At 67.2% G+C, this 24,393-nt stretch carries 21 protein-coding genes; 6 read left to right on the plus strand and 15 right to left on the minus strand.

What is annotated here, in order from left to right; genetic code table 11:
- Positions 1 to 389: 389 nt before the first annotated feature.
- From ACREYQ_RS26990 to ACREYQ_RS27000, 3 genes are read right to left on the minus strand one after another with little or no spacing between them, the layout of a single operon-like run.
- Positions 390 to 2,111 carry a cobaltochelatase CobT-related protein gene (locus ACREYQ_RS26990; RefSeq protein WP_432261035.1) on the minus strand — a complete coding sequence of 574 codons (1,722 nt, stop codon included), beginning with the start codon at positions 2,109 to 2,111 and terminating at the stop codon, positions 390 to 392.
- A complete protein-coding gene (locus tag ACREYQ_RS26995; protein WP_432261036.1) occupies positions 2,108 to 3,124 on the minus strand; it encodes an AAA family ATPase in 1,017 nt (338 codons plus the stop codon). Before ACREYQ_RS26995 ends, ACREYQ_RS26990 begins: the two co-directional genes overlap by 4 nt.
- Positions 3,125 to 3,172: 48 nt before the next feature.
- Complete coding sequence (locus tag ACREYQ_RS27000; RefSeq protein ID WP_432261037.1) at positions 3,173 to 4,003, minus strand: IclR family transcriptional regulator; 831 nt, start codon at positions 4,001 to 4,003, stop codon at positions 3,173 to 3,175.
- A 333-nt stretch (positions 4,004 to 4,336) separates the two neighbouring features.
- On the opposite strand from ACREYQ_RS27000, the gene ACREYQ_RS27005 reads away from it, so the two are divergent.
- The 4 genes from ACREYQ_RS27005 to ACREYQ_RS27020 all read left to right on the plus strand — a co-directional run bounded on the left by ACREYQ_RS27005 (position 4,337) and on the right by ACREYQ_RS27020 (position 9,417).
- Positions 4,337 to 5,773 carry an amino acid permease gene (locus ACREYQ_RS27005; RefSeq protein ID WP_432261038.1) on the plus strand — a complete coding sequence of 479 codons (1,437 nt, stop codon included), beginning with the start codon at positions 4,337 to 4,339 and terminating at the stop codon, positions 5,771 to 5,773.
- Positions 5,774 to 5,854: 81 nt separating this feature from the next.
- Complete coding sequence (locus ACREYQ_RS27010) at positions 5,855 to 7,417, plus strand: PLP-dependent aminotransferase family protein (RefSeq protein WP_432261039.1); 1,563 nt, start codon at positions 5,855 to 5,857, stop codon at positions 7,415 to 7,417.
- 140 nt (positions 7,418 to 7,557) lie between these two features.
- Positions 7,558 to 7,956: a nuclear transport factor 2 family protein gene (locus ACREYQ_RS27015; protein WP_432261040.1), complete on the plus strand. Its 399-nt coding sequence runs from the start codon at positions 7,558 to 7,560 to the stop codon at positions 7,954 to 7,956.
- Between the two features lie 15 nt (positions 7,957 to 7,971).
- A complete protein-coding gene (locus ACREYQ_RS27020) occupies positions 7,972 to 9,417 on the plus strand; it encodes an NAD(P)/FAD-dependent oxidoreductase (protein WP_432261041.1) in 1,446 nt (481 codons plus the stop codon).
- A gap of 46 nt (positions 9,418 to 9,463) precedes the next feature.
- Here ACREYQ_RS27020 and ACREYQ_RS27025 read toward each other — a convergent pair whose 3' ends face one another.
- Positions 9,464 to 10,237, minus strand: a complete 774-nt coding sequence (locus ACREYQ_RS27025; protein ID WP_432261042.1) for an SDR family NAD(P)-dependent oxidoreductase — start codon at positions 10,235 to 10,237, stop codon at positions 9,464 to 9,466.
- A 194-nt stretch (positions 10,238 to 10,431) separates the two neighbouring features.
- On the opposite strand from ACREYQ_RS27025, the gene fusA reads away from it, so the two are divergent.
- Positions 10,432 to 12,498: an elongation factor G gene (gene fusA, locus ACREYQ_RS27030; RefSeq protein ID WP_432261043.1), complete on the plus strand. Its 2,067-nt coding sequence runs from the start codon at positions 10,432 to 10,434 to the stop codon at positions 12,496 to 12,498.
- Between the two features lie 7 nt (positions 12,499 to 12,505).
- Here the strand turns inward: fusA and ACREYQ_RS27035 are convergent, their stop codons facing one another.
- The 9 genes from ACREYQ_RS27035 to paaA form a co-directional block, all read right to left on the minus strand.
- The gene (locus ACREYQ_RS27035) at positions 12,506 to 14,170 is read right to left on the minus strand and encodes a cation acetate symporter (RefSeq protein WP_432261044.1); all 1,665 of its coding nucleotides are present in this window, start codon (positions 14,168 to 14,170) and stop codon (positions 12,506 to 12,508) included.
- Positions 14,167 to 14,475: a DUF485 domain-containing protein gene (locus ACREYQ_RS27040; protein ID WP_432261045.1), complete on the minus strand. Its 309-nt coding sequence runs from the start codon at positions 14,473 to 14,475 to the stop codon at positions 14,167 to 14,169. The genes ACREYQ_RS27035 and ACREYQ_RS27040 overlap by 4 nt, the downstream gene beginning before the upstream one ends.
- A gap of 253 nt (positions 14,476 to 14,728) precedes the next feature.
- Entirely contained in the window at positions 14,729 to 16,078 is a 1,350-nt protein-coding gene (gene paaK, locus ACREYQ_RS27045) for a phenylacetate--CoA ligase PaaK (protein ID WP_432261046.1), read from the minus strand.
- Positions 16,079 to 16,144: 66 nt separating this feature from the next.
- Positions 16,145 to 17,809, minus strand: coding sequence for a phenylacetic acid degradation protein PaaN (paaN, locus tag ACREYQ_RS27050; RefSeq protein WP_432261047.1), 1,665 nt, complete (start codon positions 17,807 to 17,809; stop codon positions 16,145 to 16,147).
- 58 nt (positions 17,810 to 17,867) lie between these two features.
- Positions 17,868 to 18,944, minus strand: a complete 1,077-nt coding sequence (gene paaE / locus ACREYQ_RS27055; protein ID WP_432261048.1) for a 1,2-phenylacetyl-CoA epoxidase subunit PaaE — start codon at positions 18,942 to 18,944, stop codon at positions 17,868 to 17,870.
- A gap of 19 nt (positions 18,945 to 18,963) precedes the next feature.
- Positions 18,964 to 19,479: a 1,2-phenylacetyl-CoA epoxidase subunit PaaD gene (gene paaD / locus ACREYQ_RS27060; RefSeq protein ID WP_432261049.1), complete on the minus strand. Its 516-nt coding sequence runs from the start codon at positions 19,477 to 19,479 to the stop codon at positions 18,964 to 18,966.
- Positions 19,480 to 19,484: 5 nt separating this feature from the next.
- Positions 19,485 to 20,249: a 1,2-phenylacetyl-CoA epoxidase subunit PaaC gene (paaC, locus tag ACREYQ_RS27065; protein WP_432261050.1), complete on the minus strand. Its 765-nt coding sequence runs from the start codon at positions 20,247 to 20,249 to the stop codon at positions 19,485 to 19,487.
- 13 nt (positions 20,250 to 20,262) lie between these two features.
- A complete protein-coding gene (paaB, locus tag ACREYQ_RS27070; protein WP_078200774.1) occupies positions 20,263 to 20,544 on the minus strand; it encodes a 1,2-phenylacetyl-CoA epoxidase subunit PaaB in 282 nt (93 codons plus the stop codon).
- A gap of 55 nt (positions 20,545 to 20,599) precedes the next feature.
- The gene (paaA, locus tag ACREYQ_RS27075; protein WP_432261051.1) at positions 20,600 to 21,586 is read right to left on the minus strand and encodes a 1,2-phenylacetyl-CoA epoxidase subunit PaaA; all 987 of its coding nucleotides are present in this window, start codon (positions 21,584 to 21,586) and stop codon (positions 20,600 to 20,602) included.
- A 130-nt stretch (positions 21,587 to 21,716) separates the two neighbouring features.
- On the opposite strand from paaA, the gene paaX reads away from it, so the two are divergent.
- Positions 21,717 to 22,673, plus strand: a complete 957-nt coding sequence (paaX, locus tag ACREYQ_RS27080; RefSeq protein ID WP_432261052.1) for a phenylacetic acid degradation operon negative regulatory protein PaaX — start codon at positions 21,717 to 21,719, stop codon at positions 22,671 to 22,673.
- A gap of 49 nt (positions 22,674 to 22,722) precedes the next feature.
- Here paaX and ACREYQ_RS27085 read toward each other — a convergent pair whose 3' ends face one another.
- Complete coding sequence (locus tag ACREYQ_RS27085; RefSeq protein WP_432261053.1) at positions 22,723 to 23,571, minus strand: ureidoglycolate lyase; 849 nt, start codon at positions 23,569 to 23,571, stop codon at positions 22,723 to 22,725.
- A 36-nt stretch (positions 23,572 to 23,607) separates the two neighbouring features.
- Entirely contained in the window at positions 23,608 to 24,390 is a 783-nt protein-coding gene (locus ACREYQ_RS27090) for an SDR family oxidoreductase (protein ID WP_432261054.1), read from the minus strand.
- Positions 24,391 to 24,393 lie beyond the last annotated feature (3 nt).

The raw sequence follows: 24,393 nt of genomic DNA on the forward strand, positions 1-24,393 counted from the left end.
GGGCGACAGGAATCAGCTCCGCACGCAGCATGCCTGGACGGAATCTGTCCGCAAGCAGTGAACAAAGCGCAGATGCCCAAGACTCCCAAATAGCGAAGTGACAGCACCATAGACCACCCGTCAGTTATTGAGACATGGCTCTAACGGTTTCCAGAAGTTCGCGTTGGCGGCGTGACCGGGTTACGTAACACCTTGACAATATTTTAGGTGACAAGCGACGTCCCTGAAGGTCCGGCCCAACGACAGCCGGTTTCTGGGCTTCACATCGACTCCTTGTCGTTATCCGTGCCGGCGGCGGCGCGGTGGGGGCGCGCCTTCGGTTTGTACGATTTCCCGACCGTGTAGGCGTAACGCGAACGCCGCAAGCATGTCGATCGCTAGCGTGGCCGCTACCGCCGCCTCGCCCCCACCAGCCCCGCCACCTCATCGAGCATCGCCATATCCACCGGCTGCGACAAATCCAGCGCCAGCGTATGCCGGTAGTAAGGACTCAGGTCCAGCCCGACCCCCAGCCCCAGCACCTCCACATCCCGCAGCGCCTCGTGGCGTGCCACCACGGCCTTCAGGTGGTTGTCCAGGTAGCAGGCGTCGTTGGCTTGCCCGGTCGCGGTATCCATGGGGCTGCCGTCGGACACCACTACCAGGATGCGGCGTGCCTTGCCGCTGGTGTGCAGGCGCGCGCAGGCCCAGTCCACGGCCTCGCCATCGACGCCTTCGCGGAACAGGTCGGCCTTGAGCAAGGCGGCGATGTCGGTACGCGCGCGCCGCCAGCTGCGCTGCGCGTCCTTGAACACCATATGGCAGGTTTCGTTGAGCCGGCCGGGATGCTGGGGCCGGCCGCGCGCGAGCCAGTCGGCGCGGGCGCGGCCGCCGTTCCAGGCGTTGGTGGTGAAGCCCAGCACCTCGGTGGCCACGCCGGCCTGGTCGAGCGCGCGGGTGAGCATGTCGATGAGCAGCGTGAGCGGCTCGGCCTGCGCCTTCATCGAGCCGGAGCAGTCGATCAGGAAGCCGACCACGCAGTCGGCATGGGCCTTGTGCGCTTCCAGCCGGAAGAGCCGGCGCTCGGCGGGGGAGCTGACCAGTTGCGCCAGGCGGCGGCCGTCGATGCGGCCGCTTTCCTCGCCGAAGGACCAGCCGTCCACGCGCGGCTGCGACAGCGCGGCGCGCAGCCGGCGCGCCAGCCGGGCGATGTTCACCCCCGCGCGCGCGATGCGTGCGTCGAGCCGCGTGCGGTACTCGTCCAGCAAGGCGCGGCGCACCAGCGTGGCGGCGCGCACTTCGCGGTCGTAGCGGGTGGTAAAGACGCGGTAGCCGCCGGTGGCATCTGCCAGCACGCGGCTGTGGCCGCTGTCAGCCAGCGCAAAGCCTTCCGCCGGCGGTTCGTCGAAGTCCAGCCAAAGCGCAAACCCGGCGCGCGCGGCCGAGGCCGCGTTGTCGTCGTCTGCGCCGGCAAGCGGGGCTTCCGTACGGATCATCCGCGCCACCGCGCGGGCCAGCGCCAGTGCGTGCGTGGCGTAGACGGCCTGATCGTGACGCTGGGCGCGCAGGCCGGCCAGCGAGGCGCCCAGCACCGGCACGATGGCGGCGCGCGTGGCCTCGATCAGGTCTTCGGTCTCTGCCAGCACGGGCTCGCCGGTCAGTCGCGACCACGCCACCTGTGCCACGGTGTACAGCAGGATGCCGAGATGCCCCTCGGTCAGTCCGGAGCGATGGAAGTCCCGCGACCACGCCATGAAGCGGTGGCGCAGGTTGGCCGCCACGCCGGGCATGCCGCGCGGCAGGCGGGTCTCGCAACGCAGTTGCTCCAGCAGTTCGAAGACCAGGCGCTCGACCGGATCGGCCGGGCATAGCTGCCGGTGCAGCGCGGCGTCGGAATGCGCCTGGCGCAGCGCTGCACCATCGGCCGCACCGCGCAGGCAGGTGGCCGTGTCGGTTTCCAGATCCGTGCGCAGGTGCGGCGCGTGCTGCGGCACCGGGCGCATCGCGCGCCAGAGCTGGCCGTCGCGGAAATGCAGCGCCGCATCGCCGGTGATCGCGCGCACCGCGGCGCCGGACAGTTCATCTTGCCGCTGCCGCTTGCGCAACTGCTGCGCGACCGTGGGCGCACTCATCGCGCAGGTTCCGACTCTGCGCTGACGCCGGCGGCCTCGCCCGGCAGGTGCCCAAAGCAACGCTGGTAGTACTCCGCCACCACCGGCCGCTCGGCCTCGTCGCACTTGTTCAGGAAAGTCAGGCGGAAGGCGAGCGCGGGGTCACGGAAGATCTGGCAGTTCTCGGCCCAGCTGATCACCGTGCGCGGCGACATCAGCGCGGACACATCGCCGGCGGCAAACCCGCGGCGCGTAAGCCCGGCCAGCGCCACCATCGCGTCGACCAGCGCGCGCCCGGCGTCGTTATCCAGTTCCGGCACGCGCGCCAGCACGATGCCGGCTTCCTCGTCATGCGGCAGGTAGTCCAGCGTGGCCACCACGTTCCAGCGGTCGATCTGCGCGTGGTTGAGCAATTGCGTGCCGTGGTAAAGGCCGTTGACGTTGCCCAGGCCCACGGTATTGGATGTGGCAAACAGGCGGAAGGAAGGATGCGGGCGGATCACGCGGTTCTGGTCGAGCAGCGTGAACTTGCCGTCGCGCTCCAGGATGCGCTGGATCACGAACATCACATCTGGCCGGCCCGCGTCGTATTCATCGAAGATCAGCGCCACCGGGCGCTGCAGCGCCCACGGCACAATGCCTTCCTGGAATTCGGTGACCTGGCGCCCGTCGCGCACCACGATGGCGTCCTTGCCGACCAGGTCCAGCCGGCTGATATGCCCGTCCAGGTTGACGCGCACGCAGGGCCAGTTCAGCCGCGCGGCCACCTGCTCGATATGGGTCGACTTGCCGCTGCCGTGCAGGCCCTGCACCATCACGCGCCGGTCGCGCATGAAGCCGGACAGGATCGCCAGCGTCACCTCGGGCTGGAAGCGGTAGGCCGGATCGATCTCCGGCACGTGGTCGTCGCGCTGGCTGAAGGCCGGCACCATCAGGCCGGAATCGATGCCGAACACGCTGCGCACCGGAATCATCCGGTCCGGCTTGCCAAACTGCTCTTGCGTCACCTCATGCTCCTTGTTACTTGTCGCCATGCCATCGGCACCGCGGCAGGCGGAGCAATCCGCGTGACGCCGTGCGCGCTATTCGTCCTCTTCCGCGCCGCCCTGCCAGCTGCCGGCGCTGTCGGCCTCGATGGCGGCCAGCGCACCCGCCGCGCGCTGCAGCGCCGGCAGCAATTGCAGCACCTTGTCACGCGCCACGCGCATCACCGGAGCCTGCAGCGCCAGCCCCAGGTTGGACTTGCCGCCGTCCGCCGCCGGCACCAGCACGCCGATGCAGACCAGCCCCGGCAGGAACTCTTCATCGTCCATCGCGTAGCCGTCGCGCTTCACCCGCTCCAGTTCGGCTTCCAGCTGCGCCTGGTCGGTCAGCGTGTTCTGCGTGTACCGTTCCAGCTCCGCGTTGGCCAGCAGCCGCTGGCGCTGCGCCGGCGCCAGCTGCGCCAGGAACAGCTTGCCCGTGGCCGAGCAGTGCGCCGGCACGCGCGAGCCCGGATGCAGGTAAAAGCGCAGCGGCGCCGCCGTCTCCACGCGGTCCAGGTACAGCACCTCGCCGCCGGAGAACGCGGTCAGGTTGCAGCTCTCGCCCACCTCTTCCACCAGCCGGCGCAGCACCATGTGGCGCGCGCCGTGCGAGGTGCTGTTGAGCAACAGGTTCTCCGCCAGCCGGCGCAGCCGCAGGCCGGTGCCGTATTGCCGCCCGTCGCCGTTGCGCTGGATCAGGCCCGCCGCCTCGAGCTGCTGCAGCATGCGGTGCAGCGTGGGCTTGGGCAGGCCGGTTTCTTCCACCAGCGCCTGCAGGTTGAAGGACTGGTCCTTCTCCGCGATGACTTCGAGCAGGCCGAACAAACGCAGTGCCGGCGTGTCTCCATCCGGCCTGGCGTCACTTTTGGCGAGGCGCATATCGTTCATGCCTGGCTCCATCATAGGTAAGTTTCATTTTCAGAGTCAAATCATATCAATTATCGAAACTTCCAGTTGACCTTCTCCTTCGAACGACCTACATTTCGGTTAAACAATGATTTTTCGGAACTTCTGGTTCCATTTTTTAAGCGAACACCGGAGACAATTCAATGTACGGATAGGCCATCCCTCTCCCGGGATTGCAAATACTGAACGACCACGGCCCCGTGCTGGCATTTACTGCCCAGCCACCTATACCGAAGAGAAGCCGTGGCGCCTGCCTTAAACGCTGGACTGCCTGCAACGCAGTACGAACAGCAAGCGCAGCACAGGAGACACAACATGATCCAACAACCCCAGTCCGGCAACGGACTATCGCACGGCCTCAAGCAACGCCACATGACCATGATCGCGCTGGGCGGCGTGATCGGCGCGGGCCTCTTTGTCGGCAGCGGCGTCGTCATCAAGTCGGCCGGCCCCGCCGCGGTTATTTCCTTCCTGATCACCGGCTTGCTGGTGGTGCTGGTGATGCGCATGCTGGGCGAAATGGCCTGCGCCATGCCCGGCAGCGGCGGTTTCTATGAGTATGCACGCGAAGCCTGGCGCGACCGCCCGGCGGTGGGCAACCTGGCCGGCTTCCTGACCGGCTGGATGTACTGGTATTTCTGGGTCATCGTGGTGGCGCTGGAAGCCGTGGCCGGCGCCGACCTGGTGCGCTACTGGCTGCCGGACGTGCCCAACTGGATCATCAGCCTGGTGCTGCTGGTGATGCTGACGCTGACCAACCTGGTGTCGGTCAAGTCATTCGGCGAGTTCGAATTCTGGTTCGCATCGATCAAGGTGGCCGCGATCATGGTGTTCCTGTTTATCGCCGGCGTCTATGTACTGGGCCTGACTCCGGGCGCGCATGGCATGCAGGTGGCCAACCTCACCGCCAACGGCGGCTTCATGCCGCACGGCATCGTACCGGTGCTGACCGGCGCGGTGGCGGCCACGGGCTTCTACTTCGGGGCCGAGATCGTCACCATCGCCGCCGCCGAGACCGCCGAGCCGCAGAAGGCGGTGGCCAAGGCCACCAGCTCGGTGATCACGCGCGTGCTGGTGTTCTATGTCGGCTCGATCCTGCTGGTGGTCTGTCTGGTGCCGTGGAACTCCACCAGCATCGGCACGCCGTACGTCAGCGCGCTGAACGTGATGGGCGTGCCGGCGGCCGCGCAGATCATGAACGCGATCGTGCTGACCGCGGTGCTGTCGGCGCTCAACTCTGGCCTCTATGCCTCGTCGCGCATGCTGTTTGCCCTGACGCGCCGTGGCGACGCCCCCAAGTCGCTGGCCCGCGTCAGCCGCAACGGCGTGCCGGTGCGCGCCATCCTGGTGGCGACGCTGTTCGGCTATGGTGCGGTGGTGATGTCCTATGTCTCGCCGGACAAGGTGTTCGCCTTCCTGGTGAACTCGTACGGCACGGTGGCGATCTTCGTCTACATCCTGATCGCGATCTCGCAGCTGCGCCTGCGTTCCCGCCTGGAGCGCGAGGCGCCGGGCCAGCTGCGCGTGCGCATGTGGTGCTACCCGTACCTGACCTACCTGGCGATCTTCGGCATGGTCGGCATCGTGGTGGCGATGGCCTTCATTCCCGACCAGCGCACGCCGCTCGCGCTTGGCGTGGTCAGCCTGGCGATCCTGCTGCTGGCCTACGCCGCGCGCCAGCTGTTTCGGCGCGGCGCGGATCAGGTAGTGCCGCTGGCGGAAATTCCGCGCCCCGACCTGCATGAGTATTGATGACTGACGCTGTCCGACCCTGACTGAAGTGGCGCGCCGGTGCGGTATGCTGGCGCGCTTCGCCATTCTGGCAACCTGCCCATGAGCCTGAAGTCTCCCACTACCCTCTGGTCCCAGCTGTTCCAGCAGCATGCCCATTCGGGCCTGAGCCTGCAGGGCAAGATCCGCCAGATGCTGGTTTCGGCCATCCTCGACGAGCAATTGCCGCAAGGCGAGCCGCTGCCCAGCAGCCGCGAACTGTCGGCGCAATTGCGCGTGGCGCGCAACACGGTGGTACTGGCTTACCAGCAGCTGGTCGACGAAGGCTACCTGGTGGCGCGCGAGCGCAGCGGCTATTTCGTCAACCCGGAGATCCTGGGCACGCGCGTGAGTGGCGTGGCCTCGCTGCGGGGCGAAGCGGTGCCCGCCCGCTCGGGCGAGCCCGACTGGGAGCGGCGCTTTGTGTTCCGCCCCACGCAGCAGCGCAATATCGTCAAGCGTGCCAACTGGCGCGACTACCCCTACCCCTTTATCTACGGCCAGTACGACCCGGTGCTGTTCCCCACGGCCGACTGGCGCGAATGCTGCCTGAAGGCGCTGAGCGTGCTCGACATCCACGACTGGGCCCAGGACATGATCCTGCGCGACGACGAGTCGCTGGTGCAGCAGATCCGCACCCGCGTGTTGCCCCGCCGCGGCGTGTGGGCCGGCGCCGACGAGATCGTGGTGACCGTGGGCGCGCAGCAGGCGCTGTACCTGCTGGCCGACCTGCTGGTCGGCGCCGACACGCCGGTGGGCATCGAGGACCCCGGCTATCCGGACGCGCGCAATATCTTCGGCTCGCACACCTCTCATCTGGTGCCGCTGCCGGTCGACGGCGACGGCCTGACCCTGTCCGACGCGCAGCGCGCCTGCGACTACGTCTATGTGACCCCCGGCCACCAGTGCCCCACCACCGTCACCATGCCGCTGGCGCGGCGCCAGGCCCTGCTGCGCCAGGCCGAGGAAGCGGACTTCGTGCTGATCGAGGACGACTACGAGAGCGAGAGCCGCTTCGAAGGCGACCCCACGCCCACGCTCAAGAGCCTGGACCGCAGCAACCGCGTGATCTACGTCGGCAGCCTGTCCAAGAGCCTGGCGCCGGGGCTGCGCATCGGCTACATCGTCGGGCCGGCGCCGCTGATCGCCGAGCTGCGCGGCGTGCGGCGGCTGATGCTGCGGCATCCGTCGGCGTATATTCAGCGCGCGTTCTCGCTGTTCCTGTCCCTGGGCCACTATGACGCGCACCTGCGCCGGCTGGCGGCCGCGCACCGCGAGCGCGCCGAAGCGGTGCTGGCCGCGCTGGCCACGCATATGCCCGACTTCCGCGCCGTGCCGATCGCCGGCGGCGCCTCATGCTGGATCGAGGGGCCGTCCTGGCTCGATGCCGACGCGCTCGCGCGGCTGGCCGAGCTGCAGGGCGTGCTGATCGAGCCCGGCAGCGTCTTCTTCATGGCCGAGCCCGCGCCGCGCAACCGCTTCCGGCTGGGCTACTCATCGATCTCGCTGGACCGCATCGAGCCCGGCATCCGCGTACTGGCGGGCGTGGCGCGTGAGCTGCAGGCCACCGCCAGCAGCGCTGCGCCCGCCGCCACGGTCACTTCCCGGGCCCGCCCCGCGGCCTGAACACGCCAGCGGCGCTGTCTCTCGCCCCTGGCCCAAGCGATTATCCCGAACTGGCGCTACAGCGCCGCGGCTGGCTTCCCTATCCTCGAGTCATGGCCGGTTCCCCACGGACCGGCAGACAACACTCAGGAGACCAACCCATGTCCAAGGACAACACCGCCGCCGGCATCGAACTGCTGCAGGCCTTCAACGACGCCTGGAACCGCCACGACATCGAAGCCCTGATGCGCTTCATGGCCGATGACTGCGCCTTCCACGGCGTGGCAGGTCCCGACCTGCTGGGCCGCAGCTTTATCGGCCGCGACGCGGTGCGCGAAGGCTTCCAGCTGGCCTGGCAGACCTTCCCCGACGCGCAATGGGTCGATGGCGACCACTTCGTCGTGGGCGACCGCGGCGTCAGCGAATCCACCTTCCGCGGCACCCGCGCCGACGGCGCCCGCATCGAGGCGCGCATGGTCGACGTGTTCACCTTCCGCGACGGCAAGATCGCGGTGAAGAATGCGTACCGCAAGGATCGCCCGCCCGTCGTAGCAGCCTGACCGGAGAGACGCGCCATGCAAGCCGTAGCCCCCCGCAGCAGCCTTCTTGCCGGCGAGCAGTCCACCGCGCCCACCCGGCCGTACGACCCCGCCTACGATCCCCTGCACACGCCCAACCCCGGCCATGGCCGCGAGTACGCGCCGACCTACTGGATCGGCACCGCGGGCGAACCGCCCGCCGACGACGGCCCGATCACGCACGACATCGACGTGGACGTGGCCATCATCGGCTCGGGCTTTACCGGCCTGACCTGCGCCATCTTCCTGGCGCAGGAATACGGCATCAAAGCCACCGTGCTCGAAGCCAACCGCGTCAGCTGGGGCTGCAGCACGCGCAACGGCGGCCAGGCCCAATGCGCGTCCGGGCGGCTCAAGCGCTCGCAGTGGATCCAGCGCTACGGCCTGGATACCGCGCTGCGCCTGCATGAAGAAGTCTGCGACGGCATGGAGACCTTCAAGGGGCTGATCAAGGACATCCCGTGCGACCCGCAGCCCGGCGGCCACCTGTATATCGCGCATCGCGCCAAGGTCATGCCTGGCCTGGAAAAGGAAGCCAAACTCCTGCGCGAAGTCTTCAAGTACGACGCGCGCATCATGGACGCCGACACCGTGCGCCGCGAATATGTCGACGACAAGGAAGCCGCGGGCGCCATGCATGAACCCGAAGGCATCGGCATCCACGCCGGCAAGCTCGCCTTCGGCTACCTGCGCCGCGCGCGCGAACTGGGCGCCAAGGTGCATCCGTCCAGCCCCGTGACCGGCTGGGAAACCCGCAACGGCGTGCACTACCTGCGCACCCCCGGCGGCATCGTGCGCGCGCGCGCCGTGGGCGTGGCCACCGGCGGCTATACCTCGCAGTCGCTGCACCGCGAGCTGAAGAACCGGCTGTTCCCGATCCTGTCGAACTCCATCGTCACGCGCCCGCTCACGGCAGCCGAACTGGCCGCGTGCAACTTCCGCACCACCCAGGTCATCACCGACACGCGCATCCTGCGCCACTACTACCGCCTGATGCCCGACGGCCGCCTGCAGATCGGCAGCCGCAGCGCCATCACCGGCAACGACGCGCCGCAGGAACAGTACAAGCAGAAGCTGATCGCCGACATGCACCGCAAGTTTCCCGCGCTGCAGGGCATCCAGGTCGATTATTCCTGGTGGGGCTGGGTGGACGTCAGCCACGACATGATGCCGCGCATCACGCAGCCCGATCCCGCGCAGTCGATTTACTACGCCATGGGCTACGGCGGCAACGGCGTGATGTACTCCGCCCAGGCCGGCAAGCGCCTGGCGGCGCTGATCGCCGGCAAGTCGTCGGCGCTGCCGGAGCTGCCGATCTTCGGCTCGCCGCTGCCGTTCCCGAACGTGCGCGAGATGGTGGAATCGCAGATGTTCGCGCCGTTCCGGAGGCTGGGGCAGCGGGTGTTGTATCACTGGTATCACCTGAAGGACGACGTGCTGTAAGTGGCGCGTGGGCGTGCCCCGGGCGCGCCCACGCCACGGCCGCCGCTTAGAACAGCGTATAGCCGCCGTCAATCACAAAGGTATCGCCCGTGTGGTACGCCGACGCCGGGCTCATCAGATAGACCGCGATTCCGCCGAAGTCGCTGCCCTCGCCCCAGCGGCGCATCGGCACGCGCTTGTGCACCATCTCCTGGAAGGCGTCGTTGGTCTGCGCCACGCTGGTCATCTCGGTCTTGATCCAGCCCGGCAGGATCGAATGGGCGCGGATGCCCTTGCGCGCATACTCGACAGCCAGCCCCCGCATCATCGAGATCACGCCGCCCTTGGTGGCGGCATAGTGCTCGGAGCGCGGCGCGCCCTCAATCGCAGCGACCGAGGCCGTGCTGCACAGCACCCCGCCCTCGCCCTGCACCAGCAACTGCCGGACTGCCGCGCGCAACGTAAAGAAGGCGCCGTCCAGGTTGACGCGCATGGTCCTGCGCCAGGCCTCGGTTGCCATCTGGTCAAACGGCCCCTTGTTGCCGCTGCCGACGCCGGCGTTGGCAAAGCAGCCGTCGAGGCGCCCCAGCGCGGCCACCGTGCGCTGCATTGCAGCATCGACCGCCTGCTCGTCGCCGACATCGCAAAGCTCGGTATGCACCTTGCGGCCATGCCGGGCCAGCCGGTCCGCCGCGGCGGCGTTCTTGTCCGCATTGGTGCCCCAGATGGCGATATCGGCGCCGGCGGCGGCCAGCCCCTCGGCAATGCCCAGGCCGATGCCGCCATTGCCGCCGGTCACCAGCGCCACTTTTCCTGTCAGGTCGAACGGGTGCTTCGTCATAGTGTCGTCTCCTCGGGTAGTTGGACATTCTTCACACGCGCGGCGGCTTCAGGCGTCGTCGGATCGGATGAAAATGACGGGGCGGTGGATTGCAATTGCTGCGGCGCAGCGTGCGGGGACAGACCCGCGCATGTGGTAGTGGCGGCCAATTTCGCCAATAATTCCCGGACAGCCATTGCCGGACGAGAGCCACCATGCACGATAGTCCCGATGCCATCCGCACCGTCGCCCTGCTTGGGCACGCGGGCTGCGGCAAGACCTCGCTGATCGAGGCACTGCTGTACAAGGGCGGTGCGCTGCACACGCCCGGCAGCATCGAACGCGGTTCCACGGTGTGCGACACCGATCCGCTGGAGCGCAAGTACAAACGCTCGCTGAGCGCCGCCGTTGCCCACCTGCATTACCGCGATACCCGCATCTACCTGCTCGACACCCCCGGCTACCCTGACTTCTCCGGCCTCGCCATCAGCGCGCTGGCCGCGGTGGAGACCGCCGCGATCGTCATCAATGCGCAGACCGGCATCGAGATGACCACGCGCCGGGCCATGGCGTGGGCCCAGGCGCGCCAGTTGTGCAGGATGATCATCATCAACGGCATCGACGGCGACAAGGTCGACCTGCCAACGCTGCTGGCGGATATCCAGGAGGCCTTCGGCAAAGAGTGCCTGCCGATCAACCTGCCGGCCGGCCACGGCGGCAAGGTGGTCGACTGCTTCTTCAATCCGGCCGGCGAGTCGGATTTTTTATCGGTGCCCGCCGCGCACGATGCGCTGATCGACCAGGTGATCGAGATCGATCCCGAGCTGATGGAACTGTACCTGGAGCAAGGCGAGGCGATCACGCCGGAGCAGCTGCATGCCCCCTTCGAGCGCGCGCTGCGCGAAGGCCACCTGGTGCCGATCTGCTTTACGTCGGCGGCCACCGGCGCCGGCATCACGGAACTGCTCGACGTATTCGTGCAACTGCTGCCCAACCCGACCGAAGGCAATCCGCCGCTGTTCTATCGCGATACCGGCGAAGGCGCCGGTGAAGGCAGCGAGCACCGCAAGGCCGTGCGCGCCGAGCCGGTGCCGCACAAGCACGTGCTGGCCCATGTCTTCAAGGTGGTGATCGATCCCTATGTCGGCAAGCTGGCCGTGTTCCGCATCCACCAGGGCACGGTCACGCGCGACAGCCAGCTCTATATCGGCGACGGCCGCCAGCCGTTCAAGGTGGCGCACCTGCTGCGGCTGCAGGGCAAGGAGACGCAGGAAGTGCCGCGTGCCGGCCCTGGCGATATCTGCGCGGTGGCGAAGGTGGACGAGCTCGGCTTCGATGCCGTGCTGCACGATGCCACCGAGGACGGCAATATCCACCTCACGCCGCTGGAATTCCCAACCCCCATCTACGGGCTGGCCATAGAACCGGCGCGGCGCGGCAACGAGCAGCGCCTGGCCGAGGTGCTGCACAAGCTCAGCGCGGAAGACCCGTGCCTGCGCATCGAGCATCCGGCGGGCACCAATGAAACCGTGGTGTTCGGGCTGGGCGAGTTCCACCTGCGCTGCGCGCTGGAGCGGCTGACCGAGCAGTACAAGCTGGAAGTGTCGACGCACCCGCCCAAGATCGCCTATCGCGAGACCATCGGCGGCAAGGCCGAGGGCCATCACCGGCACAAGAAGCAGACCGGCGGCGCGGGGCAATTCGGCGAGGTGATGCTGCGCATCGAACCGCTGGCGCGCGGCGAAGGCTTTGAGTTTGTCGATGCGGTCAAGGGCGGCGCGATTCCCGGGCAGTTCATTCCCGCCGTCGAGAAAGGCATCCGCCAGGTGCTGGACAGCGGCCCGCTGGCGGGCTTCCCGATGCAGGACGTGCGCGTGACCGTCTATGACGGCAAAAGCCACCCGGTCGATTCCAAGGAAGTCGCGTTCGCGACCGCCGGGCGCAAGGCCTTCATCGACGCGGTGCTCAAGGCCAGGCCCAGCGTGCTGGAGCCGATCGTCGAGATCGAGGTCACCGTGCCGGGCACCGCCATGGGCGACATCATCGGCGACCTCTCCACCAAGCGCGGCCAGGTCCATGGCACGCGCACCGCGGCCGGCAACGCGGTGATCGTGGCCGGCCAGGTGCCGCTGTCGGAACTGAACGACTACCAGTCACGGCTGAACAGCATCACCGGCGGCCACGGCAGCTACACCATCCAGTTCAGCCACTACGACTACGTGCCGCCGGCGCAGCAGGACAAGATGGCGTCCCGCCACAAGGCCCAGCAGGACACTGACTGAGCCGCACTCAGTGCTGGCTGGCGCCGGCCGCGCCGATGCCGGTCATCGCACGCACGAACTGCGCGCCATAACGCTGGCGCTCGGCGCTCGCCTGCGCCGAGCGGTCCAGCACGGACACCAGCCAGGCGCAGGCAAAGGCCAGCGTCATCGAGAACAGCGCCGGATTGGCATAGGGGAACACCGGCTTGGCGTGGTGCAGGATGCCCACCCAGACCGTCGGACCCAGCACCAGCAGCGCCACCGCCGAGGCCAGCCCGGCCAGGCTGCCGGCCACCGCGCCGCGCGTGGTCAGCCCTTTCCAGAACATCGACAGGAACAGCACCGGGAAATTGACCGAGGCCGCGATCGCCAGCACCAGTCCTGACAGGAAGGCGATGTTCTGCTTCTCGAACATCACGCCCAGCACCATCGCCAGCACGCCGATCACCAGCGTGGCGGCTTTCGATACGCGGATCTCGTCCTTCTCGCTGGCCTGTCCGCGGCGGAACACGTTGGCGTACAGGTCGTGCGAGACCGCCGACGCGCCCGACAGGGCCAGGCCCGCCACCACCGCCAGGATGGTCGCGAACGCCACCGCCGAGATAAAGCCGAGGAAAAGGTCGCCACCGATCGCATGCGACAGGTGCACCGCCACCATATTGCTGCCGCCGATGATCTTGCCGGCCGCGTCGCGATAGGCCGGGTCGGCGCCCACCATGACGATGGCGCCGAAGCCCACCACCAGGATCAGCAGGTAGAAGTAGCCGATGAAGCCGGTCGCGTAGAGCACGGACTTGCGCGCCTCGCGGGCGTCGGCAACGGTGAAGAAGCGCATCAGGATGTGCGGCAGGCCGGCGGTGCCGAAGATCATGCCGACGCCAAGCGAGATCGCGTCGACCGGATTCGACACCAGCCCGCCCGGCGACAGGATCGCCAGCCCCTTGTCATGCACCTTGGCCGCGCCGGCGAACATAGCTTCCGGGCTGAAGCCGAAATACGCGAGCACCATGATGGCCATGAAGGTCACCCCGCCCAGCAGCAGCGCCGCCTTGATGATCTGCACCCAGGTAGTCGCCAGCATGCCGCCGAACATCACATACAGCACCATCAGCAGGCCCACGATCACCACCGCCGATTCATAGCTGGTGCCGAACAGCAGTTCGATCAGCTTGCCGGCGCCGACCATCTGCGCCACCAGGTACATGATCACCACGGTCAGCGTGCCACAGGCGGCGGTGATGCGCACCGGCTTCTGCGCCAGGCGGTACGACACCACGTCGGCAAAGGTATAGCGGCCGAGGTTGCGCAGCCGTTCGGCGACGATGAACAGGATGATCGGCCAGCCGGCGACCACGCCCAGTGCGTAGATCAGCCCGTCATAGCCCTTGTCGAACATCATCGCGGAAATGCCCAGGAAGGACGCCGCCGAGACCATGTCGCCGGCGATCGCCAGGCCGTTCTGAAAGCCGGTGAGGCCGCCGCCGGCGACGTAGAAGTCCGACGCCGAGCGCGTGCGCCGGGCGGCCCAGCGCGTGATGCCGAGCGTGAAGAGCACGAACAGCAGGAACATGAAGATGGCGCTCCAGTTCAGCGGCCGTGGCGCGGCATCGCTCTGGATCGCAGGTGCCGCCGTGGCGGCCAAGCTGGCAAGCCCGGCCAGGGCCGCGCACAGGAAACGGTAGGCGGGCTTCATGCCTGGCACTCCTTGCGCACGCGCTCGTTGAGCGGATCGAGGTCGCGGTTGGCGCGGTGCACGTAGATTCCGGTGAGCAACACGGCGGCGAAGATCACCGCCACGCCCACGGGAATACCCACCGTCATCACACCCGCGCCAACAGGCGTGCCGAGCGTTGCCGGCGAGAAGGCCAGCAGCAGGATGAAGCCGAAATAGATCGCCAGCATGATGAACGTCAACGACCAGCCAAGGCGTGCGCGCCCGCTGGTCAGACGGATGAAATCGGGGTGATTCTGGATGGCTTCCAGTTGTCGCGCGTCCATGGTTGTCTCCTTTGGCGCAGGGTTGGCGTGGCGCCTCTGGGTGGGCGCCATCGTTGGGATAAATGGTTGAGGCTTTGAATCTGCGTGCGGTGTGCTCCCCTCTCCCGCTTGCGGGAGAGGGGCAGGGGGTGAGGGCAGGCGCCGGCATAACGACGCCCTTCACTTCGTTGATGCTCCGGCCCTCACCCCCACCCCTCTCCCACTTCGCGCGAGAGGGGAGCGTCCGCGTGGGGTGGCGGTAGAAAATGGCGCGTCAGATCGCCCCGACCGGCTGCTCGTGTGTCACCTTCGGCCGCATATCGACCACCCGCCGCGCCTTGCCCACAGTAGTCCGCTCAATACCTTCCGCATCCACCACCTGTACACGCGTCGTCACGCCCACATAGGTCTTGATCTGCTCCTTCAACTCGCGCTCCAGCATCGCGCGGTCGTCGGCGCACAGCGACGCCGAATGCTCGGGCCGCGCCTCGACCCGCACTTCCAGCTTGTCGAGGTGGCCGTCGCGGGTCACCACCAGCTGGTATTGCGGCGCCAGCGCCGGCGACTTCAGGATCAGCTCCTCGATCTGCGACGGGAACACGTTCACGCCGCGGATGATCAGCATGTCGTCCGAACGGCCGGTGATCTTGCCGATGCGGCGCATCGACCGCGACGTGGGCGGCAGCAGGCGCGTAAGGTCGCGCGTGCGGTAGCGGATCACCGGCAGCGCTTCCTTGGTCAGCGAGGTGAACACCAGTTCGCCCTCCTCGCCGTCCGGCAGCACCTCGCCGGTCACCGGATCGATGATCTCGGCGTAGAAATGGTCTTCCCAGATCACCGGGCCGTCCTTGCTCTCGATGCATTCGCAGGCCACGCCCGGGCCCATGACTTCGGACAGGCCGTAGATGTCCACCGCGTCGATGCCGGCGCGGGCCTCGATCTCGGCGCGCATCGCGTCCGTCCACGGCTCGGCGCCGAAGATGCCGACCTTGAGCGAGCTTTCCGACGGGTCCATGCCCTGGCGCTCCATCTCCTCGATCAGGTTCAGCATGTACGACGGCGTCACCATGATGATGTTGGGCTGGAACTCGCGGATCAGCTGTACCTGTTTCTCGGTCTGGCCGCCGGACATGGGGATCACGGTGCAGCCCGCCTTCTCGGCGCCATAGTGCGCGCCCAGGCCGCCCGTGAACAGGCCGTAGCCATAGCTGACATGGACCAGGTCACCCGCGCGGCCGCCCGCTGCGCGGATGGAGCGCGCCACCACGCCGGCCCAGGTATCGATGTCCTTCGCGGTATAGCCAACCACGGTCGGCTTGCCGGTGGTGCCGCTCGACGCGTGCACGCGCGCCACCTTCTCGCGCGGCACCGCGAACATGCCGAAGGGATAGTTGTCGCGCAGGTCCTGCTTGGTCAGGAACGGAAACTTCGACAGGTCCGACAGCGACCGCAGGTCGTCCGGATGCACGCCCGCAGCGGCAAAGGCCTTGCGGTAGTGCGGCACGTTGTCATAGGCATGGCGCACGCTCCATTTCAGCCGTTCCAGCTGCAGCGCCTGCAGTTCGTCGCGGCTGGCGCGTTCGATCGGCTCCAGCTCGTTGGGATTGGGGATGCGTTGAACCATTGTCTACTCCATCTCGTTATGATGGCGCCGCGAGCAAGGGGGGCCGGCGCCGGGTACTGCCTTGGGTCAGATATGCGAACGGCTCTGGACGACGCGGAAGCGGTTGGCGACGAAGGCGGCATCCGACAGCGAGGCATTGGCCGCCGGGTTGGCACCGGTGGCGTGGAAGTCGCTGAATGCTGCCGACTGGTTGACGAACACGCCGCCGGTCAGGTTCAGCGACAGGGCCACGCCGGCGTCTTCGGCGGCATCGCGGATGGCTTCGGTCACGCCGGCATCGGTCGTATAGGCGGAGAGCGTCAGCGCGCCGTGCTCCTTCGCGCCGCGGTGCGCCAGCGCGATGCTGTGCGCGGCGCTGTCCGTGGCAACGATGAACGAGATCGGGCCGAACAGCTCCTGCATGATCTTGCCCTCATCGCTGGCATCCACCTTCAGCACCAGCGGCGTGCGGATGCGCGCGCCGGGGAATTCGGGGTGTTCCAGCACGCGGCTGTCGGCGACGATCTGACCCAGCGCGCGCGAGGATTCGATACGCTCGACCACACCGTCGTTCTGGATCGCGCCCAGCAGTTCCACGGCCTTCGCCGGATCGGCCGTCAGCTTGCCGACGGCCTCGCCAATCGCCGCGGCCACCTGGTCGAAGCTGACGCGCCCTTCCGGCGTATCGATGCCATCCTTCGGCACGTAGATGTTCTGCGGCGCCGTGCACATCTGGCCCGAGTACAGCGCCAGCGAGAACGCGATATTGCGCACCATGCCCTTGAAGTCGCTGGTCGAGTCGATCACGATCTGGTTGACGCCGGCCTTCTCGGTGTAGACCTGCGCCTGGTGCGCATTGCGCTCCAGCCAGTCGCCGTTGGCGGTGCTGCCGGTAAAGTCGATCAGGCGCACTTCCGGGCGCAGCGCGAGCTTCGACGCCATGCGCTCGGTCGGGTCGTTGGCCACCAGCGTGACCAGGTTGGGGTCGAAGCCGGCTTCCTGCAGCACCTCGCGCGCCACCTCGACGGTGATCGCCAGCGGCAGGATCGCGCCCGGGTGCGGCTTGACCACCACCGCGTTGCCGGTCGCCAGGCTGGCGAACAGGCCCGGATAGCCGTTCCAGGTCGGGAAGGTGCAGCAGCCGATTACCAGGCCCACGCCGCGCGGCACCACGGTATAGCGCTTTTCCATGCGCAGCGGCTCGTTCTTGCCCTGCGGCTTTTCCCAGATGGCCCGCTTCGGGATGCGGCGCATCTCGTCCCAGGCGTAGGCCACCGCTTCCAGGCCACGGTCCTGCGCGTGCGGGCCGCCGGCCTGGAAGGCCATCATGAAGGCCTGGCCGGTGGTATGCATCACCGCGTAGGCAATCTCGAAGCTGCGCCGGTTCAGTCGCTGCAGGATCTCCAGCGAAACCCCTACCCACGCTTCAGGCCCAGCCTTGCGCCAGGCAGGCATACCTTCGGCCACGCCGGCAAAGAGCTGGTCGAGGTCGGGCTTCGGATAGCTGATGCCCAGCTCCGGGCCGTAGGGCGAGACTTCCTTGCCGGCCTGCCCGACGGTGCCCGGCTGCGACAGCGCGAACGGCTGGTTCAGGCGGGCCTCGAAGGCGGCCTTGCCGTCGGCGTTGGCGGTTTCGCCGTAGGCCTTCGGGCTCGGCATCTCGGTGAAGGGGCTCCAGTAGCCGCGCTCGGCGATGGCTTGGGTGGCTTGTTCCAGCAGCGCCTGGTGGCGTTCAAAAAACGGATGGGACACGGCTTGCTCCGGGGGCAGAATGTTTTGTGTATGGTTCGGGATGGCGACAGGAACCGCTTCAGGTTTCCTGGTCGAAGTCGATCACCAGCTTGTCGCTGACGGCATAGCTCTGGCAGCTCAGGATGAAGCCGCGCGCGACCTCGTAGTCTTCCAGCGCAAAGTTGACGTCCATGTCGACCTCGCCTTCGATGCGCTTGCAGCGGCAGGTCGAGCAGACCCCGCCCTTGCATGAATAAGGCAGCTCGATGCCCTGCGCCAGCGCGGCGTCGAGCACGGTTTCCCTGTTCTTCTCCAGCGTGAAGGAGCGCGTGCGGCCGTCCTGGATCACCGTGACCTCGCACTGCTGCTGGCCGACCTGCTTGTGCGCATGCGCGGCCGGGCGCGCCGAAGGGATGCTGGTGGCGAACAGCTCGCGCTTGATGCGGGCCTTGTCGACGCCGTTGTCGGCCAGCGCCTGCGACACCTCTTCCATCATCGAATGCGGGCCGCAGATAAAGGCGACATCGATGTCCTGTGGCCTGACCCAGTGCCTGAGCAGCGCATTGACCTTCTCGCCGTCGATACGGCCGTTGAAGAGGTCGATGTCCAGCTGCTCGCGGCTGAGCACGAACACCAGGTTGAAGCGCTGCAGGTAGGTGTCCTTCAGGTCCTCCAGTTCCTCCTTGAACAGCACGGAGGACGAGGCGCGGTTGCCGTAGAACAGCGTGAAGCGGCTTTCGGGCTCGGCCTGCAAGGTGGTCTTGATGATCGACAGCATCGGCGTGATGCCGCTGCCGGCGGCGAACGCCACGTAGTGCCTGGCGTGCGTGGCGGACAACGGCACATGGAAGTGGCCCGACGGCGGCATCACTTCGAGCTTCATGCCGGGCTGCAGCTGCTCGTTGGCCCAGTTGGAGAACAGGCCGCCGTCGACGCGCTTGATTGCCACGCGCAGCTGTTCGTCCTGCACCGCCGAGCAGATCGAGTACGAGCGGCGCACGTCCTCGCCGCCGATGCCGGTGCGCAGCGTCAGGTGCTGGCCCTGCACGTAGCGGTAAGTATCGGCCAGCGCATCGGGCACGGCAAAGGTCACGGCCACGGCGTCGCGGGTTTCGCGGGTGACCGAGGCCACCGTCAGTTCATGGAATTTGCTCATCTCACTACCTCGGTCCGGCTCAGTGCGCCTTGAAGTAATCGAACGGTTCCTTGCAGTCGCCGCAGCGGTACAGGGCCTTGCAGGCGGTCGAGCCGAACTGGCTGACCAGCCGGGTCTGGCGCGACCCACAATGCGGGCAGGGCACCACCAGCGCCGGCGCCGCCCTGCGGCTGATGCCGCTGATGTCGATCACCCGCTGCGCCGGCGGCGCGATGCCGTAGCCGGTCAGGCTGGCCTTGCCGCGCGGGGTCATCCAGTCGGTGGTCCAGGCCGGCGCCAGTTGCGTCTGCACCTGCACAGCATCGACGCCGTGTTCCGCGAGCGCGCTTTCGATGCCCTCGCGGATTACCGTCATCGCCGGGCAACCGGAGTAGGTCGGCGTGATGGTGACGACGCAGGTCTCACCGACCCACGCCACGTCGCGCACGATCCCGAGGTCCACCACCGAAATCACCGGGATCTCCGGATCGGGCACCGTATCGAGCCAGGCCCAGACCTGTTCGACGGCGGGGCGTGCCAGTGCTTGCGCGGTCATGGGGATCACCACTGCGCGCCGGGATAGGCGCGTTGCAGGAACTGCATCTCGGCCAGCAGGTAACCGAGGTGTTCGGTATGACGGCCGTGGCGGCCGCCGCTCTGCGCCCACTGGCCGGCAGGCACGCGCAGCGTGGCCTCTTCCAGCACCTCGCCGACGTGGCGCTGCCAGGGCCCGGCCAGGGTTGCCGGATCGGGAATCACGCCGTCCCGCACCAGCGCGGCCTCGGCCGCATCGGCCTCGAACAGCTCGCCGGTGAACATCCACAGGTCGTCGAAGGCGTCCTGCATGCGGCGGTGGCTCTCTTCGGTGCCGTCGCCCAGGCGCACCACCAGGTCGGCGCTGCGGCGCACGTGGTAGGTCACTTCCTTGACCGACTTGGCGGCGATCTCGGCGACGCGCGCATCGGTCGATCGCTGCAGTCCCTCCAGCACAAAGTAGTGCCAGGTGTCGAACAGGAACTGGCGCGCCAGCGTATCGGCATAGCTGCCGTTGGGCTGCTCCGCCAGCAGCAGGTTGCGGAACTGGTGCGCGTCGCGCAGGTAGGCGAGCTGGTCGGCGTTGCGCCCCGCGCCCTCCACCTCGGCGGCGTAGCCCAGCCACAGGCGGGTCTGGCCGACCAGGTCGAGCGCGACGTTGGTCAGCGCGATGTCCTCTTCCAGCGCCGGGCCGCGGCCACACCATTCAGACAGGCGCTGGCCGAGCACCAGCGTGGTGTCGCCCAGGCGCAGCAGGTACTCGTGAAGATGAGCGAGCTTGTGGTTGTCCATGATCCGGGCCGTGTCAGATGTGCTTGACGGCTTCCGGCATCGGGAAGAACGTCGGATGGCGGTAGACCTTGCTGTTGGCGGGCTCGAACAGCGGGCCCTTGTCGCCGGGGCTGCTGGCGACCACGTCGGCGGCCTTCACCACCCAGACGCTGACACCCTCGTTGCGGCGCGTGTAGACGTCGCGGGCGTTGTTGATCGCCATTTCGCCGTCAGGCGCGTGCAGGCTGCCCACGTGCTTGTGGGCCAGGCCGTGCTGGCTGCGGATAAAGATCTCCCAAAGCGGCCACTCTTTCATGGCAACCTCCTGTGTGATGCGGGTTCGATGGGTAGCGGCGCCGTGCGCCGCAGGGTCAGGCGGCGGCTTGCTGCGCCGGCTTGTCGGCGTGGGCCACCAGTGCGTCGCGGAACCATGCGCCGTCGTCCCAGGCCTTGACGCGGGTGCGCAGGCGGTCGCGGTTGCACGGGCCGTTGCCCTGGATGACGTGGTAGAACTCGGACCAGTCGATCTCGCCGAAGTCATAGTGGCCGCGTTCCTCGTTCCACTTCAGTTCGGGATCGGGAATGGTCAGGCCCAGGTATTCGGCCTGCGGCACGGTCTGGTCGACCATCTTCTGGCGCAGCTCGTCGTTGGAGAACAACTTGATGCGCCATTGCATCGACTGCGCGCTGTTAGGCGAATCGCCGTCGGACGGGCCGAACATCATCAGCGCCGGCCACCACCAGCGGTTCAGCGCGTCCTGCGCCATCTGCTTCTGCTCGGGCGTGCCATTGCACAGCGACAGCAGGATGTCGTAGCCCTGGCGCTGGTGGAAGGACTCTTCCTTACAGACGCGCACCATGGCGCGCGCATATGGGCCGAACGAGCAGCGGCACAGCGGCACCTGGTTGATGATGGCCGAGCCGTCCACCAGCCAGCCGATCATGCCGATATCGGCCCAGCTCAGCGTGGGGTAGTTGAAGATGCTGGAATACTTGGCCTTGCCGCTGTGCAGGTCGCCCAGCATCTGGTCGCGCGACACGCCCAGCGTTTCCGCCGCGCTGTAGAGGTACAGGCCATGGCCGGCCTCGTCCTGGATCTTGGCCAGCAGCACCGCCTTGCGCTCCAGCGTGGGGGCGCGCGTGACCCAGTTGCCCTCGGGCAGCTGGCCCACGATCTCGGAATGGGCGTGCTGCGAGATCTGGCGCACCAGGGTCTTGCGATACGCCTCGGGCATCCAGTCCTTGGCTTCGATCTTGATGCCGGCATCCACGCGGGCCTGGAACTCGCGTTCCTGCGGGTCCATCTCTTCCATTGCGCGGAGCCTTGTCGCTCCTGTCTCCACCAGCTGTGCGTACATCGTCTGCTCCACCTGTTTTGCCCGTGATCGACGTCTTGATCTGCGTCAATCTCGTAAGTTGAAATGGATGGTAGTGATACAATTTGATTCAAGCAATCGACGTTTGTGTATCACTTTTGGAGACTCGCCGATGGCGAAGCCCGACCCGGATCCGGTTTCCCCGCGCGTGACGCGGCTGGCACGCGGGCTCAAGCTGGGCGCCAACTCGCTGCTGGTGACGCTGTTCGGCGACGTGGTCGCGCCGCGGCCCCAGGCGGTCTGGCTGGGCAGCCTGATCCGCCTGGCGGCGCCGTTCGGCATCAATGACCGGCTGGTGCGCACCGCCACCTTCCGCCTCACTGCCGATGACTGGCTGGCCGCCACGCGCATCGGCCGGCGCAGCTACTATGGGTTGTCGGAAGCCGGCCTGCAGCGTGTGCTGCACGCCGGCAAGCGCATCTACGCGGGCGAGGCGCCCGAGTGGGACGGCCGCTGGACGCTGGTGCTAGCGCGCAGTGACGTGCGCGCCACGATCCGGCAGCGCCTGAAGCGGGAATTGCTGTGGGAAGGGTTCGGTGCGATTGCGCCGGGGGTACTGGCTCACCCGAATGCCGACCTGGCGTCGCTGCGCGAGATCGTGCAGGCGACACACGCGCAGGAGTATGTGGCGGTGATGGAGGCCCGCAGCCTGGAAGCGTTCTCGCCCCGGCCGCTGCAGGTCTTGATGCAACAGACCTTCAAGCTGGGAGACGTAGCCGCCGCATGGCAGGCGCTGCTGCGTCGCTTTTCACCGCTGCTGGACGAAGCCGCGCAGCTGGCGCCGGCGGATGCCTTTTTCCTGCGCACGCTGCTGGTTCACGAATACCGGCGCGTGCTGCTGCGCGACCCCAACCTGCCGGAAGTGCTGCTTCCGGCGGACTGGCCCGGCCGCACGGCGCGCGGCCTGTGCAGCGCCATGTACCTGGCGCTGCTCGATGCCAGTGAGGACTATCTGCGCCGGAACGTGGAAGCGGCTCACGGCCCGCTGCTCAATGCGGGCCATGTCCTGCGCAAGCGCTTCCGGGCCGGCAGCCATGCAGCCGCCGCCCGTGACCACGCCGCGCCGTAAGGCGCCTCACAGGAAACGCTTGAGCAAGTGCGAAACGCGCCGGACACTCTTACTGTGCGGCAATGGTCCACTGCCGCTGCTCGCCAAGCCCGGTAATGCCCAGGCGCATGGCCTGTCCAGACTTCAGATAGATTGGCTGCGGCTTGATGCCGAGCCCGACGCCCGGCGGCGTGCCCGTCGAGATCACATCGCCCGGCTGCAGGCTCATGCACGAACTCACGTACGACACCAGCTTTGCGACGCTGAAGATCATGGTGCGCGTGTTGCCGTTCTGGTAGCGATGACCGTCCACTTCCAGCCACAGGTCCAGCACCTGCGGGTCGGGCACCTCGTCGCGCGTGACCAGCCACGGACCGATCGGGCCGAAGGTATCGAAGCCCTTGCCCTTGTCCCACTGGCCGCCGCGCTCGAGCTGCCATTCGCGTTCGGACACGTCATTGACCACGCAGTACCCGGCCACGTAGTCGAGTGCATTCGCCTCGTCGACATACTTGGCCGGCTTGCCGATCACGACGCCCAGCTCGACTTCCCAATCCGTCTTGGTCGAGCCGCGCGGGATCTCGACGTCGTCGTGCGGCCCGTTGATCGCGCTGGTCCATTTGTTGAAGATCACCGGTTCGCTCGGCACCGCCACGCCGGATTCGGCGGCGTGGTCGGCATAGTTGAGGCCGATGCAGATGAACTTTCCCACCTGCCCCACGCACGGTCCAATGCGCGGCTCGCCCGGGACGGCCAGCAGTGCGCGCAAGTCCAGTTCGCGCAACCGTGCCAGCGAGGCATCGGAGAGGACATCGCCGGCAATGTCGTCAACCACGCCAGACAGATCGCGGATCACGCCGTCGGCGTCGATCACGCCAGGCTTTTCCTGGCCCTTCGGCCCAAAACGCAGGAGTTTCATTTCAACTTGTTGAAGAAGGTAGTTGCTCTGTGTGGATTAATTCGACCAGCCGCCATCGATCAGGTGGATCTGGCCGGTCGTGAACGCGGCCTCGTCGGAAGCCAGGTAGGCCGCCAGCGCGGCAATCTCCTCAGGCCGGCCGATGCGCCCCATGGGCTGCCGCGCGACGAACGCCGCCTCGACCTCGCCGCGCGATTTCCCCTGCGCTGCGGCTTGATCGGCAATGCGTTGTTCGAGCGAGGGCGACGTCACGGTGCCGGGGCAGATCGCGTTGCAGCGGATGCCCTGCGCGATGAAATCCGCCGCCACCGCCTTGGTCAGGCCAATCACGGCAGCCTTCGATGCGCCGTAGACGAACCGATTCGGCACGCCTTTCACGCTCGACGCCGCTGAAGACATGTTGATGACCGAGCCACGCCCGCGCTCCAGCATGGCGGGTAGGAAGGCGCGGATCGTCCGATACATCGACTTGACGTTGAGGTCGAACGAGAAATCCCAGTCGTCCTCGCTGCATTCGAGCACCGTGCCGGCATGGACGAAACCAGCGCAGTTGAACAAGACGTCGATGGGCCCGAGCGCGTCAGCCAACGCGCGTACCTGGGCGCTGTCGCGCACATCCAGGCGTCGCGCTTCAAAAGGCGCGGCTTCGAGCGCCTCCACGCGGATGTCGGTGGCGACCACGCGCGCACCTTCCCGCGCAAATCGTTCCGCGCAGGCGCGCCCGATGCCCTGTGCAGCCGCCGTGACCAGCACGGTCTTGCCCGCAAGCCGGCCTTCGAACGCCTGCTGGGCAGCAGGCATGGTGGTGGTTGTACTCATCGA

The sequence above is a fragment of the Cupriavidus sp. TMH.W2 genome, assembly GCF_050847365.1.
Classification (GTDB): Bacteria; Pseudomonadota; Gammaproteobacteria; order Burkholderiales; family Burkholderiaceae; genus Cupriavidus.

Coding starts and splice junctions, on each gene's coding strand:
- ACREYQ_RS27085 (WP_432261053.1), bottom strand. CDS start 23,571: ATGAAACTCCTGCGTTTTGGGCCGAAGGGCCAGGAAAAGCCTGGCGTG.
- ACREYQ_RS27090 (WP_432261054.1), bottom strand. CDS start 24,390: ATGAGTACAACCACCACCATGCCTGCTGCCCAGCAGGCGTTCGAAGGC.
- ACREYQ_RS27020 (WP_432261041.1), top strand. CDS start 7,972: ATGCAAGCCGTAGCCCCCCGCAGCAGCCTTCTTGCCGGCGAGCAGTCC.
- ACREYQ_RS27005 (WP_432261038.1), top strand. CDS start 4,337: ATGATCCAACAACCCCAGTCCGGCAACGGACTATCGCACGGCCTCAAG.
- ACREYQ_RS27035 (WP_432261044.1), bottom strand. CDS start 14,170: ATGAAGCCCGCCTACCGTTTCCTGTGCGCGGCCCTGGCCGGGCTTGCC.
- ACREYQ_RS27040 (WP_432261045.1), bottom strand. CDS start 14,475: ATGGACGCGCGACAACTGGAAGCCATCCAGAATCACCCCGATTTCATC.
- ACREYQ_RS26995 (WP_432261036.1), bottom strand. CDS start 3,124: ATGGCGACAAGTAACAAGGAGCATGAGGTGACGCAAGAGCAGTTTGGC.
- ACREYQ_RS27000 (WP_432261037.1), bottom strand. CDS start 4,003: ATGAACGATATGCGCCTCGCCAAAAGTGACGCCAGGCCGGATGGAGAC.
- paaA (WP_432261051.1), bottom strand. CDS start 21,586: ATGTACGCACAGCTGGTGGAGACAGGAGCGACAAGGCTCCGCGCAATG.
- ACREYQ_RS27015 (WP_432261040.1), top strand. CDS start 7,558: ATGTCCAAGGACAACACCGCCGCCGGCATCGAACTGCTGCAGGCCTTC.
- ACREYQ_RS26990 (WP_432261035.1), bottom strand. CDS start 2,111: ATGAGTGCGCCCACGGTCGCGCAGCAGTTGCGCAAGCGGCAGCGGCAA.
- paaD (WP_432261049.1), bottom strand. CDS start 19,479: ATGACCGCGCAAGCACTGGCACGCCCCGCCGTCGAACAGGTCTGGGCC.
- paaE (WP_432261048.1), bottom strand. CDS start 18,944: ATGAGCAAATTCCATGAACTGACGGTGGCCTCGGTCACCCGCGAAACC.
- paaK (WP_432261046.1), bottom strand. CDS start 16,078: ATGGTTCAACGCATCCCCAATCCCAACGAGCTGGAGCCGATCGAACGC.
- paaC (WP_432261050.1), bottom strand. CDS start 20,249: ATGGACAACCACAAGCTCGCTCATCTTCACGAGTACCTGCTGCGCCTG.
- paaB (WP_078200774.1), bottom strand. CDS start 20,544: ATGAAAGAGTGGCCGCTTTGGGAGATCTTTATCCGCAGCCAGCACGGC.
- paaX (WP_432261052.1), top strand. CDS start 21,717: ATGGCGAAGCCCGACCCGGATCCGGTTTCCCCGCGCGTGACGCGGCTG.
- fusA (WP_432261043.1), top strand. CDS start 10,432: ATGCACGATAGTCCCGATGCCATCCGCACCGTCGCCCTGCTTGGGCAC.
- ACREYQ_RS27025 (WP_432261042.1), bottom strand. CDS start 10,237: ATGACGAAGCACCCGTTCGACCTGACAGGAAAAGTGGCGCTGGTGACC.
- ACREYQ_RS27010 (WP_432261039.1), top strand. CDS start 5,855: ATGAGCCTGAAGTCTCCCACTACCCTCTGGTCCCAGCTGTTCCAGCAG.